The following is a 12,387-nucleotide window of genomic DNA, read 5'->3' as shown; positions in this document are numbered from 1 at the left end:
TAAAAAGCGCTCAGCTTGACGGCGTGCGCACCGCTTCGGTCGCGTCGAGCGCCTGTATCAGCTTGGAATCGCGGCCATAGACGTCGTCGAAATACTCGACCTTGCCGGACATGTCCGGCCATGCGGTGAAATAGGCGACATAGACCGGAATGACGCGCGTGACATTCTCGGTCGAATGGCCGTGCTTCAGCTTCTCGGCGATATCGTCGACCGTGGTGCCCAGCACGGCGGCGGCCATGCCGCGCGGATCCTGTAGCCGCACGCAGCCATGGCTGAGCGCGCGCATGTCGCGCTCGAAGAACGACTTCTGCGGCGTGTCGTGCATGTAGATCGCATGCTTGTTGGGGAAGAGGATCTTCAACTCGCCCAGCGCATTGGCCTCGCTCGGCTGCTGACGCACGCTGAACGGAATGTTGGCGCCATAGGCACCCCAATCGACCGCCGCCGACGGGATGCGCTTGCCGCGTGAATCCGTCACCTCATAGCCGGCGCGGTCGAGATAGCCCGGATCGCCGCGCAGTCTTGGCAGCATCTCGTTGACGATGATCGACTGCGGCACGCCCCAATAAGGATGGAAGTCGACCTGCTTGATCTGGTTATAGAAGAAGGCGGTCTGGTTGGTGACCCGGCCGATGACCGCGCGGGTCTTCAGCTTCTCCTCGCCATTGTCGATATAGCTGGCGGTGAAGGCGGGCTGGTTGATGAAGACGCGCGGGCTGCCGAGATCAGACGGCATCCAGCGCAGTTCCTCGAGCGCGACCTTGACCTTCTCGATCTTGTCCGCCTTTGAGGCGCCGGCCAATGAAGCCACCGTGCGCGGACCGATGACGCCGTCGCCCTTCATGCCGGCGCGCTGCTGCACCGCCTTGATCACCGGCACCAGCTCGGGATCGTAGAGCTCGCTCTTGCCGAGCCTCGCGAGCACTTCGCCATAGCTGCCACCCATCTCGTCATCGAGATTACGGGAAATAAGCGTCAGCAACTTTGGCAATTCCGGGCTGCTTTCGCCGGGTTTGAGCAGGAGCTTGGGATCGACGACGATCTCGTTTTCCTCGCTCGCCTCGAGCGCTTCCAGCTCGACGCGCAGCGCCTGGTATTCGGCATTCTGCGGGTGGCGCGATTCGAGATAGGTGCGGACCTCTTGGGTATGCGCCAGCGTCTTCAGCACGCCTTCAAGATCGAGCGGCTTGGCCGGGAAATCGTAATAGCCGGTCATCCGGTTGGGATCGACGCGACCGCTCTGGGCATCATGGGCATAGCGCAGCACGCGGGCCGACAGCGCCATCTCGAAGCGGACCAGTTCCTTGGTCCGCTCTTCCGGTGTGGCGGCGGAATTGACGGCTGCCGGGACATCGACGGAATAGTCGGCCGGCGTCAGGCCATAACTCGCCGCCTCCCCCAGGACGCGCACTGCATCCTGCGCCCGGCTGTTGGGGGTATTGTCGCTCACCCAGATGAAATCCGGATTGGCCGAATAATAGGCGATCAGCGCCTTGGCGATATCCGGCTCGGCAAACAGCTCATAGTCGCTCAAACCAGCGACGGCATCGCGGAAGCTATTGCTCGTCACCGACGGGACAAAGGCGGCGTCCTGAGGGGTCGCGGCCTGCGGTGCCGGCAGCAGCGATTTGAAATCGACCCGCACAAGCTTGTCGGCCCTGTAGGTGTTATAGGTCGGGCTGCTGATCCTGACGCCGCCACCATCCTCTCCGGCCGGCCGCATCTTGCGCGGCTTTGGCGGCGGCGGAAACTCGCCTTGCGGGCTGTGCCGGATGCCGCCGCCGAACAGCATGTCGAACAGCCCTTGCGCGCTTGCCGACTGCTGCCCGAGGGCAAGAGTCGCCGCGACCGCGATCGGCAGGACGGCTTTTTTGTTTCCGAGGATTTTCATGCTTCACCCGCACCGGTTGAAACCGGTTCCCGTTCCACGCCGCTGGACGGTCCCGCCCTCCGCAAGGCGGATGTATGACGTGACTATACCGATTCATACTGATTTCGTTAAGCTTCCATAAATTTTCGGAGCCGTGTTGCAGAACGGTTTCACATCCTTGTGAGACCTAAAACGAGCTGGCCGTTCCAAGTGTTCCGACACCTGGGACAATCAGGCGTGGCGTTGCCGACAGGCGAAAAAGTCACATAGGTACGCGGTCAGCTTTTCGAGTGGACTGTCGTCAAGCAGGAATCACCGGCGGATTCGACGGCCGCTCTGTGCGGCACGGCCAAGGCGTGACAAACCACGGTCTTTGTGATCGAAATTCCGGCGGCCTCGAGCCACGGCCTGGAGGATGTGCAGTGAAGAAGGGATATCGCCAGCTTCTCGACGAGGCGAATGCCGAGATCGAGGTCGTGTCGCCCGAGGAGGCAGCGGGGCTGCTGGAGGATGAGGACACGATCTTCGTCGATCTGCGCGACCCGCGCGAGGTCGAACGTGACGGCAAGATCCCCGGCGCCAAGCATGTAACGCGCGGCATGCTGGAATTCTGGATCGATCCCGAAAGCCCGTACCACAAGCCGTTCTTCGCCAGCGGCAAGACCTTCGTCTTCTTCTGCGCCGGAGGCTGGCGCTCGGCTTTAGCCACCAAGACGGCGCAGGACATGGGCCTGACACCGGTCAAGCATATCCTCGGCGGCTATACCGCCTGGAAAGCAGCGGGCCTGCCCGTAGAGGCGGGGCAGAAAAAGAAGGCGGACTGATAGGCGATTAGTGCAGGGCCGTTTCCCGCTGCCCAGTCACAAAGCTGACCGCGCGCGCGACGACGTCCCTGTCGGTCAGGATACGCCGGTGGCCAAGCCCCTCGGCCCAATGCAGGTGGACATGCTCGCCGGCGCCCGCATAACGCTTCGCATGATCGGCATGGACTTCGCGATCGTCCGGCGCGTGGATGATCAGCGTCGGCACCGACGCCTCCGCAAGCTGGCGGTCGCCGGTGAATTCGCTGAGCGGACGCCCGGAAAGGTATCTCACCCTGTCCGCCATGGCGACGCGCGAGCGCGGCCCGACATTCATCATATCGCTGAAGTCGTCGAAGATTGCAGGCAGCGAGCTCGGTGCCGCAATCAGCACCAGCTTTTGCGCCGCAAGCGGCGGCATGCCCTTGACCGATGCGGCAACGGCATTGGCGGCAATCGCGCCGCCGAAGGAATGGCCGACGACGGCGGCAAAGGGGCCGAACCATTCGCCGGCGACCCGCGCCGCGTCCACGGCAGTCACCATGTTGAGATGGCGGCCGAGCGAATGGCCATGCCCAGGCAGGTCGAGCGAAACAACCTTGTAGCCGGCGCCGCGAAACCCTTCGATCAGGGCGCGCATATATTCGGTACGCGAGCGCCAGCCATGAATGACGAGCACCGTGCCGCGCGACTCCCTGCCCGGCTCCGGCCGGAATTCATGCACTGCGACGCAATCGGTCCTGGTTTTCAGCCTGTGATGGCGCGCCTCGGCCATGAAGGCTGAGGCACGCTCGACGGCTCGGCGTTCGCCGTCGCTCAAGGTCTTGACGTTTGGTGTGCGGCAAAACAATTCGAAGGCGGCACGGCCGCTAAGACGCGGCGCAACATGCTCGGCCGCGCCGAAAACGCCCCGGATGACCTTCATTCCAAATGATGCCATATTGGCAGTCCATCCATTCGTTCAAGCATGAACATAATAGTTCAAAGATGAACATTAAGCAAGAGCTACCCTGGGACAACCCTCGCTTTCGCAACTGGGTTGCGGTGGCGCGCGCCTGCCATGTGCTGGAGCGCACGCTGGCGGTTAAGCTCGGCCCGCTCGACCTTAAGCCGGCGCAGCTCGACGTGCTGATGAACCTCTACCGCCACCCCGGCATGTCGCAGCACGACCTTGCCCGCAAGCTGCTCGTCGGCCGCTCCAACATCACCATGCTGTTGCCGCAGCTCGAGGCCCGCGGGTTGCTGCGTCGCGAAGGCGACGAGAAGGACAAGCGGGTGCTGCGGCTGAACCTCACCGAGGCGGGCGAGGCCCTGCTGATGAAGGCCCTGAAGGTTCACATGGCGCTGATCGAGAAGGCGATGAGCCAGTCGACGCCGGAGCAGTGCGACATGATCGGCGAGCAGATGCGCAAGATCGCCGACGTGCTGAAGGAAGCCTGAGCGCGGCTTCCAATCACCACATCGTCTTCTTCGCTCTTTCCGGCCATTCCTCGTCGTACTTCTGGCCGTCGATGTTCTTGCGGCTGGTGATCTCGAGAATCTGGCCGGGTGTCGGCAGCGATTTCGGATCAACATGCCTGGCCGGGTTCCAGAGCTCGGAACGCACGATGGCGCGGGCGCATTGGAAATAGACTGTATCGACATCGATGACAGTGACCGAGCGGGCCGGCTTGCCGTCGACCGTGAAGGACGCGCAAAGCCCGGCATCGGTCGTGATGTGAGCGCGGCCGTTGACGCGCAGCGTGGTGCCCGAGCCCGGCACCAGAAAGAGCAGGCCGACGCGCGGATCGCGAATGATGTTCTTCAGCGAATCGGCGCGATTGTTGCCGCGCCTGTCGGGCATCATCAGAGTCTTGTCGTCGACAATGCGCACGAAGCCGGCGAGATCGCCGCGCGGGGAACAGTCGAGGCCCTCGGGCCCGCTCGTCGCCAGCGCCACGAAGGGCGAGGCCTCGATGAAGGCGGCATATTCGGGAATCACATGGTCGAGTTCTTTGACGACCGAAGCCTCGCCCGGCAGGCCGTAGAGGACCTCGAGCTGTTCGACGGATGTGATGCGCGACATCTTTCTCGCCTCCTGACCTTTTGCCGGCGCTACTCCATGTCTATGACGTCTTGACGACAGCCGACCTTGCATTGCCACGCGCCGGGCTAGCGATCCCGGCTCAGTCCCTTCTCGGCCAACTCGGTAAGATAGGCGTTCCAGCGCTCGTCCTTTTCGTGGCCAAGCGTATGCAGATAGTTCCAGGTGAAGATGCCGGTGTCGTGGAAATCGTCGAAGGTGATGCGCACCGCATAATTGCCGACCGGCTCGATCTTGAGGATCGTGACATTGCGCTTGCCCGGAACTGTCACCCGCTGCTCAGGCGAATGCCCCTGCACTTCCGCCGACGGCGAAGCCACGCGCAAAAACTCCGCCGGCAATTCGAACGGTTGATGGCCCGGGAAGGTCACCGTCAGCAGCTTGCGGTCCTTCGAGACCCTGAGTTCCTTTGGCGCGGTCATGACTGTCCTGTCTAGAGCCGGATTATTTCAGGTCTGTTCGACCTGAAATCTGAATCCGTCTCTAAGTCAAAGAGATAGAGCATGATGTCGTCCGAAAAACCGCTTCACACTTTTCGGCATCATGCTCTGGGTTGCGCCCTTCCCTACGCCGCTTCGCGCAATCCGGAAAGACCGATGCCAATGCATGTCGCCCGGAAGTGGGCAGCGGTTCTGGGACAAACGACATGCGTCCGACAAAGACTTTCAGCCAGCCGACACGCGATGTCGGCCGGGGAATGTTACCAAAGATCAAGACCGTCTATCTTGAATGCGGCATTGGATCGTATCACATAGCTGTATATAACGGTGCTGCTCAGGCCATGGGAAACGTTTGCAAATGGACATGATCGACCCCTTCGGTCGCACCATCAGCTATCTGCGCGTGTCGGTCACCGACCGCTGCGATTTTCGCTGTACCTATTGCATGGCCGAGGACATGACCTTCTTGCCCAAGAAGGATCTGTTGTCGCTCGAGGAGCTTGACCGGCTCTGCACCGTTTTCATCGAAAAGGGCGTTAGGAAGCTCAGGCTGACCGGCGGCGAGCCGCTGGTTCGCAAGAACATCATGCATCTGGTGCGCCAGCTGTCGCGGCATCTGGAGAGCGGCGCCCTGGAAGAGCTGACGCTGACCACCAACGGCTCGCAGCTGTCGCGCTTCGCCGCTGAACTCGCCGATTGCGGCGTCAAGCGCATCAACGTCTCGCTCGACACGCTCGATGCCGAGAAATTCCACCAGATCACCCGCTGGGGCAATCTCGGCAAGGTGATGGAGGGCATCGATGCCGCACAGAAGGCCGGGTTGAAGATCAAGCTCAATGCGGTTGCGCTGCGCGACTTCAACGACGCCGAAATCCCCGAGCTGATGCGCTGGGCGCATGGCCGCGGCATGGATCTCACCCTCATCGAGACGATGCCGATGGGCGAGATCGAGGCCGACCGCACCGACCAGTATCTGCCGCTGTCGCTGCTGCGCGCCTCGCTGGAGCGCCAGTTCACGCTCTCCGATATTCCTTACAAGACCGGCGGCCCGGCCCGCTATGTCCATGTCACGGAGACCGGCGGCCGGCTCGGCTTCATCACGCCGATGACGCATAATTTCTGCGAAAGCTGCAACCGCGTGCGGCTGACCTGCACCGGCACGCTCTATATGTGCCTTGGCCAGGAGGACGCCGCCGACCTCAGGGCGCCGTTGCGCGCCACCGAAGGCAACGAGCTGCTCGGCGAGGCGATCGACGAAGCCATCGGCCGCAAGCCCAAGGGCCATGATTTCGTCATCGACCGCCGCACCAGCCGCCCATCGGTATCTCGGCATATGAGCGTCACCGGCGGCTGATTTTTTCTGCGATTTGGTGCAGGATCACCTTCGGTCATCGACCAAAGGGGGGATCATGAAACGTCCGCAGCGCATCGGTTGGTCGTCGGTAGCGGCCATCTTGTCCCTGTCGACAGTCATGGCGGCGACCGCGATGGCCAAACCCTTCACCTATGTGAATGCGCGGTTCGGCCAGTCCTGCACTTTTCCCGACGACATCTTCAACAAGCCGATGCCCGAGCCGGAAAATGGCGACGGACAGCAATGGCTTAGCGCCGACGGCGCCAGCCTGACCCGACACGCCGCAAGGTTTCGTCGTCCAGGAGAAAGCCAGCACCGAACCGGGTTACAAGATCACCTACAGCAAGACCGGCAAGAATTGGGCGGTGCTCTCCGGCACCAAGGATGGCAACATTTTTTACGAACGGCGCCTGTTCGGAAAGGACGACGTCATTCGCACCGTCTGGATCGAATACCCTGCCGCGCTCAAGTCAAAATACGACCCTTTGGTCGGCTCCATCGCCAAGACCCTGCGCGGCCCTTGAGGTCAGCCTGGCCGCACTGAAAATAAAGCGCTTGCATCGCCTTCCGGCCGATTTACCGCCGGCCTTTTCCAGCCTAGCCTTCGCGCGCGATTATCGCTCTAGGGGGAGTGCACTTGCGCACATTCATGCTTTCACTAGCAATGCTTGGGGTTGCTTCCGTATCGGCCGCGGCTCAGTCGATCGGCGGCACCTACACCGTCGCCGGCACCAATTTCGACGGCTCGAAATATGACGGCGAGGCAACCATCACGCTGACCAGCGACACGACCTGCACCATCCACTGGGAAACCGGCGGCTCGACCTCGGACGGCATCTGCATGCGTAACGACAATGCATTTTCCGCCGGCTACGCGATGGGTAAGGAGATCGGTCTCGTCGTCTACAAGATCGAGAAGGACGGCTCCCTGCACGGGCTGTGGACCATCGCCGGCCAGAACGGCAACGGCACCGAGGTGCTGACGCCGAAGTAAGCGTTCCAAAGCTCGGCAAATCGATCTCATGGGCCATGCAGAAATTCGTGGCCCATTTCTTTGCCGTTGCTGTTTTCCGGCTGCCTGCTAGACGGCTGAATTAAAATAGAATCCGGAAACGCCCTTGCCTCTCTCGCCAAATCTGCGCGGCGCGCTGTTCATGATCGTGGCCATGGTCGGCTTCACCTTGAACGACGCGATCACCAAATTCTCGTCGGAATCGATGAACATGGCGCAGGTCATGCTGGTGCGCGGCGCCTTCGCGTCCTTGTTCGTCGGCCTGCTCGCCTGGCGGCGCGGCGCGCTTGCCAATCCGGCGGCCATGCTGCAGCCGATGGTGGCGACGCGCGTCGCGGGCGAAGCCGGCGCCACGGTATCGTTTCTGATCGCGCTTGCGCATTTGCCGATCGCCAACGTCTCGGCCGTGCTGCAGGCGCTGCCGCTGGCGGTGACCATGGGCGCGGCGCTGTTCTTCGGCGAAGGCGTCGGCTGGCGGCGCTGGCTTGCCATTGCCATCGGCTTCACCGGCGTGCTGATCATCGTGCGGCCGGGCTTCGAGGGCTTCAGCGTCTACTCGCTGCTGGCATTGACAAGCGTCGCCTGCTGCGCGGTGCGCGATCTCGCCACCAAGCGGATCCCCGACGCGATCCCGACCATGCTGGTGTCGACGGCGACCGCGCTTGCCATGACGGTGCTGGGCGCGCTGCTTTTGTCGCCGATGGGCGGCTGGACGCCGATGAGCGGCCGGGCGACCACGCTTCTGGCGCTGGCGGCGGTACTGGTGCTCATCGGTTATCAGTTCATCATCATGGCGATGCGCTCGGGCGACATCTCCTTCATCGCCCCGTTCCGCTACACCGCGCTATTGTGGTCGATCCTGCTCGGCCTCGTCATTTTCGGCGATATCCCGGATGCGCCGATGACCGTCGGCGCCGCCATCATCATCGGCTCGGGCCTCTATGCGCTCTACCGCGAGCGCGTCGTCGGCCGACAGCAACCTGCCGCCGAAAGCACTGGACCCGACATGGCACCCGACGGCATATAGGCGCAATGGACCGAAGTGTTGCGGGGATCATTCTGGCCGGAGGCCAGTCGCGCCGGATGGGCGGCGGCGACAAGCCGCTCCTTTCATTGGGCAAAGCCAGGCTGATCGACCATGTCGCCACGCGACTGAGGCCGCAGGTCGCCACACTGGGGCTCAACGCGAACGGCGATCCGGCGCGATTTGCCGGCATCGACCTGCCGGTGATCCAAGATACGATGCCGGGCCATGCCGGCCCGCTCGCAGGCATTCTCACCGGCCTCGAATGGGCGGCAACGCAAACAAGCTGCCGATGGCTGGTGAGCGCCGCCGGTGACACGCCGTTCTTTCCCGACAACCTCGTCGAGCGCCTGATGGTGGCAGCGCCCGATCGGCCCGGCACGATCGCCGTCGCCAGCTCCGACGGCAGATGGCACCCGACCTTCGCGCTCTGGCCGCTCCGCCTGCGCGACGCCTTGCGTCATTTCCTGGTCGACGAGGACGACCGACGGGTTTCCGCCTTCATGGAGCGGCACGGCCATGTCGAGGTCGAGTTCGCCATGATCGAGGCTCGCGGCCAAAAGATCGATCCGTTCTTCAACATCAACACGCCGGACGATCTTGCGGCGGCGGAGCGTCTGTTGCAAAGCCTCGGGCCATGAGACGCGTATTCGGCATCACCGGCTGGAAGAACTCCGGCAAGACGACCCTGACGGAAAAGCTGGTCACCGAGCTGGTGGCGCGCGGCTGGACGGTTTCGACGGTGAAGCATGCACACCATGACTTCGACATCGACAAGCCGGGCGCCGACTCCTTCCGCCACCGCCAGGCGGGCGCGACGGAGGTCGCCATCGTCTCCGGCCGGCGCTGGGCTCTGATGCACGAATTGCGCGAGGAAAACGAGCCGACGCTGGATGACATCCTGGTGCGGCTGTCGCCCGCGGACATCGTGCTGGTCGAAGGCTACAAGCGCGAAGCGCATAAGAAGATTGAGGCAAGGCGGCTTGAAGCCAAGGATCGGACGCCGCTTTCGGCCAACGATCCCAACATCGTCGCGGTCGCCGCCGACTTCACAGTCGAAGGCGAAAAGCTGCCGGTTTTCGACCTCGACGACACGAAATCGATAGCCGACTTTGTCGAGCGCAGCACGGGTCTCGTGGCTCAGACCAAGTAACGCAGCGGCACATCCCGATTGTCGTTTGCCGTTGATTTGCAGTTGCTTTTTTCTTCGAAAGAGTGGGAGTATCCGCCCAGCGGGCGGTCAAGAAAGCACCGCCCACAAGAGCCGCACGGGACAGCGGCCATGACAATATGAGAGGATTATCATGCGTATTGCACTGCGTATCGCGCTCGCCGCTTCGGCCGCGCTGCTGACACTCGGCATCGCCCAGGCTCAGGAAAAGACCCTGAGGATCGGCACCGAAGGCGCGTACCCGCCCTTCAATAACCTGACCTCGGACGGCCAGCTGGTCGGCTTCGACATCGATATCGCCAAGGCTCTCTGTGACGAGATGAAGGTGAAATGCACCTTCGTCGCGCAGGATTGGGACGGCATCATCCCCGCGCTCCAGGCCGGCAAGTTCGACGCCATCGTCGCCTCGATGTCGATCACGCCCGAGCGCCAGGAAAAGGTCGACTTCACCCACAAATACTACAACACCCCCTCGGCCATCGCCGTGCCGAAGGATTCACCACTCAAGGGCGTAGCCAAGGAAGACCTCGCCGGCAAGACCATCGGCGTCGCCACCACCACCACGCATTACAACTATGCTTCGAAGACCTACACGGACAGCACCATCAAGGGCTATCCGAGCAGCCCCGAGGAACAGGCTGACCTCGCCAATGGCCGTCTCGATGCGATCGAGGACGACATCGTTGTGTTGCAGCAGTGGCTGGATTCGCCGGACGGCGCCTGCTGCAAGATCCTCGGCCAGCCCTCGCCGCAGCCGGTCGAAATCTTCGGACCGGGCGCCGGCATCGCCGTGCGCAAGGGCGAGACCGATCTGGTCAACAAGCTGAATGAAGCGATCGACACCATCCGAAAGAACGGAAAGTACAAGGAAATCAACGACAAATACTTCAAGTTCGACGTCTATGGCGCCGAGTCCTGATCGATAAGCCAAGGGCGGTGAGGCATCCCTCGCCGCCCTTAAATCCTTCCGGGATCGCCACGGAGACACGACCCGTCAATGCCGGCCCAAAGCATTTGGACACTTCTCAGCTGGGGACCGGAGGGCTGGAGTGACGACATTGCCTCTGGCGTTCTGGTCACCATCGCGCTGGCGCTCGCCACACTGCCGATCGGCCTAGTGATCGGCTTTTTCGTCGCCTTTGCCAAGCAGCATGAAGAGCCGTCGCTGCGCCTTGCCGGCAACATCTACACCACGGTCTTTCGCGGCCTGCCGGAACTGGTGACGCTGTTCCTGTTCTTCTTCGGCATGCCGCTTCTGCTACAATATCTCGTCCGGCTGTTCAATCCGGACGCAACTATCGACGTCAACAGCTTCGTCGCCGGCATGATCGTGCTGGCGCTGATCTTCTCCTCTTACGCCAGCGAGGTCTTCCTCTCCGCGTTCCGCGCCATTCCGAAAGGCCAATATGAGGGTGGCTACGCCATTGGCCTGTCGAAATGGCAGACAATGCGGCTGGTGATCCTGCCGCAGCTGATACGCATCGCTTTTCCGGGTCTCGAAAATTGTTGGCTGAGCCTGCTCAAGGACACCTCGCTGGTTTCGGTCGTCAATCTCGCGGAGACCCTGCGCCAGTCCGGCGTGGCGGCGCGCGTCACCAAGCATTCCTTCCTCTTTTACAGCGTCGCGGCGCTGATCTTCCTGGCGCTGGCAGTCCTGTCGTCGATCGCCACGAGCTATATCCTGCGCTATCTCGGACGGAGGGAAGCGCGATGAGCGTCAGCCAGGCTATCGCCATCGACAAGCCGCCGCCGCCAGCGCGCGGCTGGCCGCGGGTCCGCATCCTCGGCTACGCGCTGGTCGGCATCTGGGTGCTGTTCGGCGCCGGCATCGTCGCCTATCTGGTCTATGCCTGGAACGCCGAATTCTTCGCCAGATATGCTCCCGCCTATCTTCAGGGCCTGGGGACCACCCTATCGCTGGTGAGCATTTCGATGGTCGTTGGCGCGCTCCTGTCGCTGCCGGTCGCCTATGGCCGCATGTCGAAGAACCCGATCTTGTCCGCGCTTGCCTATTGCTACGTCTATTTCTTCCGCGGCACGCCGCTGCTCGTGCAGACCTACCTGGTCTATTACGGCATCGGCTCGTTCCGGCCTGAGCTTGAGACGGTCGGGCTGTGGTGGTTCTTTCGCGAGGCCTTCTATTGCGGCGTCTTTGCCTTCTCGCTCAACACCGCCGCCTATCAGGCCGAGATCCTGCGCGGCGCCATCGAAAGCGTGCCGCGCGGCCAATGGGAAGGTGCGGCCTCGCTCGGACTGCACAGATTGCAGACGCTGCGCAAGGTGATCATGCCCCAGGCGATCATTGTCGCGCTCAGGCCCTATGGCAACGAGCTCATCCTGATGATCAAGGCCTCCGCGATCGTCGCCATCATCACCGTCTACGACCTGATGGGCAACGCCAAGCTCGCTTATGCGAAATCTTTCGACATCCAGGCCTATATCTGGGTGGCGATCGTCTATCTGGTGATGGTCGAAATCCTGCGCCACGGCGTCGAATGGATCGAGCGCCGCATCACCGTCCATCTGCATCGATAGATTGCGGCCCGGCCGCCTGCACCAGTCGATGCAGCGCTGCGTGCCTTGACGAATTTTTCGCATGGCCTAGACCTTCCGCCACTGGAAACTGTGTTTTG

At 62.2% G+C, this 12,387-nt stretch carries 15 protein-coding genes; 11 read left to right on the top strand and 4 right to left on the bottom strand.

What is annotated here, in order from left to right; translation table 11 throughout:
- Nucleotides 1-10: 10 nt before the first annotated feature.
- Complete coding sequence (locus LB529_RS05940; RefSeq protein ID WP_224710525.1) at nt 11-1,891, bottom strand: murein L,D-transpeptidase; 1,881 nt, start codon at nt 1,889-1,891, stop codon at nt 11-13.
- A 401-nt stretch (nt 1,892-2,292) separates the two neighbouring features.
- Here LB529_RS05940 and LB529_RS05935 point away from each other — a divergent pair, with 401 nt between their 5' ends.
- Complete coding sequence (locus LB529_RS05935) at nt 2,293-2,694, top strand: rhodanese-like domain-containing protein (RefSeq protein ID WP_224547713.1); 402 nt, start codon at nt 2,293-2,295, stop codon at nt 2,692-2,694.
- A gap of 7 nt (nt 2,695-2,701) precedes the next feature.
- Here the strand turns inward: LB529_RS05935 and LB529_RS05930 are convergent, their stop codons facing one another.
- Nucleotides 2,702-3,610, bottom strand: coding sequence for an alpha/beta hydrolase (locus LB529_RS05930; protein WP_224710524.1), 909 nt, complete (start codon nt 3,608-3,610; stop codon nt 2,702-2,704).
- 47 nt (nt 3,611-3,657) lie between these two features.
- On the opposite strand from LB529_RS05930, the gene LB529_RS05925 reads away from it, so the two are divergent.
- Entirely contained in the window at nt 3,658-4,110 is a 453-nt protein-coding gene (locus tag LB529_RS05925; RefSeq protein WP_095765406.1) for a MarR family winged helix-turn-helix transcriptional regulator, read from the top strand.
- 13 nt (nt 4,111-4,123) lie between these two features.
- Here LB529_RS05925 and LB529_RS05920 read toward each other — a convergent pair whose 3' ends face one another.
- Nucleotides 4,124-4,735 (bottom strand): pyridoxamine 5'-phosphate oxidase family protein, encoded by a 612-nt coding sequence (locus tag LB529_RS05920; RefSeq protein ID WP_224710523.1) that lies wholly within the window; start codon nt 4,733-4,735, stop codon nt 4,124-4,126.
- Between the two features lie 86 nt (nt 4,736-4,821).
- Nucleotides 4,822-5,175 (bottom strand): gamma-butyrobetaine hydroxylase-like domain-containing protein, encoded by a 354-nt coding sequence (locus LB529_RS05915; RefSeq protein WP_224604831.1) that lies wholly within the window; start codon nt 5,173-5,175, stop codon nt 4,822-4,824.
- 376 nt (nt 5,176-5,551) lie between these two features.
- Between LB529_RS05915 and moaA the strand changes: the two genes are divergently transcribed.
- The 9 genes from moaA to LB529_RS05870 all read left to right on the top strand — a co-directional run bounded on the left by moaA (nt 5,552) and on the right by LB529_RS05870 (nt 12,289).
- Nucleotides 5,552-6,547 carry a GTP 3',8-cyclase MoaA gene (gene moaA, locus LB529_RS05910; RefSeq protein ID WP_095765403.1) on the top strand — a complete coding sequence of 332 codons (996 nt, stop codon included), beginning with the start codon at nt 5,552-5,554 and terminating at the stop codon, nt 6,545-6,547.
- Between the two features lie 365 nt (nt 6,548-6,912).
- Nucleotides 6,913-7,071: a hypothetical protein gene (locus LB529_RS05905; protein WP_224710522.1), complete on the top strand. Its 159-nt coding sequence runs from the start codon at nt 6,913-6,915 to the stop codon at nt 7,069-7,071.
- A 113-nt stretch (nt 7,072-7,184) separates the two neighbouring features.
- Nucleotides 7,185-7,541 (top strand): hypothetical protein, encoded by a 357-nt coding sequence (locus tag LB529_RS05900; protein ID WP_140628062.1) that lies wholly within the window; start codon nt 7,185-7,187, stop codon nt 7,539-7,541.
- A gap of 124 nt (nt 7,542-7,665) precedes the next feature.
- Nucleotides 7,666-8,586, top strand: a complete 921-nt coding sequence (locus LB529_RS05895; RefSeq protein ID WP_224710521.1) for a DMT family transporter — start codon at nt 7,666-7,668, stop codon at nt 8,584-8,586.
- A gap of 5 nt (nt 8,587-8,591) precedes the next feature.
- Complete coding sequence (gene mobA / locus LB529_RS05890; protein WP_224710520.1) at nt 8,592-9,224, top strand: molybdenum cofactor guanylyltransferase MobA; 633 nt, start codon at nt 8,592-8,594, stop codon at nt 9,222-9,224.
- Nucleotides 9,221-9,736, top strand: a complete 516-nt coding sequence (gene mobB, locus LB529_RS05885; protein WP_224710519.1) for a molybdopterin-guanine dinucleotide biosynthesis protein B — start codon at nt 9,221-9,223, stop codon at nt 9,734-9,736. The genes mobA and mobB overlap by 4 nt, the downstream gene beginning before the upstream one ends.
- Before the next feature lie 151 nt (nt 9,737-9,887).
- Complete coding sequence (locus LB529_RS05880) at nt 9,888-10,673, top strand: ABC transporter substrate-binding protein (RefSeq protein ID WP_224710518.1); 786 nt, start codon at nt 9,888-9,890, stop codon at nt 10,671-10,673.
- Nucleotides 10,674-10,751: 78 nt separating this feature from the next.
- Nucleotides 10,752-11,468 (top strand): ABC transporter permease, encoded by a 717-nt coding sequence (locus LB529_RS05875; RefSeq protein ID WP_224547740.1) that lies wholly within the window; start codon nt 10,752-10,754, stop codon nt 11,466-11,468.
- Nucleotides 11,465-12,289, top strand: a complete 825-nt coding sequence (locus LB529_RS05870; protein ID WP_224710517.1) for an ABC transporter permease — start codon at nt 11,465-11,467, stop codon at nt 12,287-12,289. Before LB529_RS05875 ends, LB529_RS05870 begins: the two co-directional genes overlap by 4 nt.
- Nucleotides 12,290-12,387: the final 98 nt, after the last annotated feature.

It is taken from the genome of Mesorhizobium sp. CA5 (genome assembly GCF_020165105.1).
Lineage (GTDB): Bacteria > Pseudomonadota > Alphaproteobacteria > Rhizobiales > Rhizobiaceae > Mesorhizobium.
This window is presented reverse-complemented; position numbering and strand designations above follow the sequence as displayed.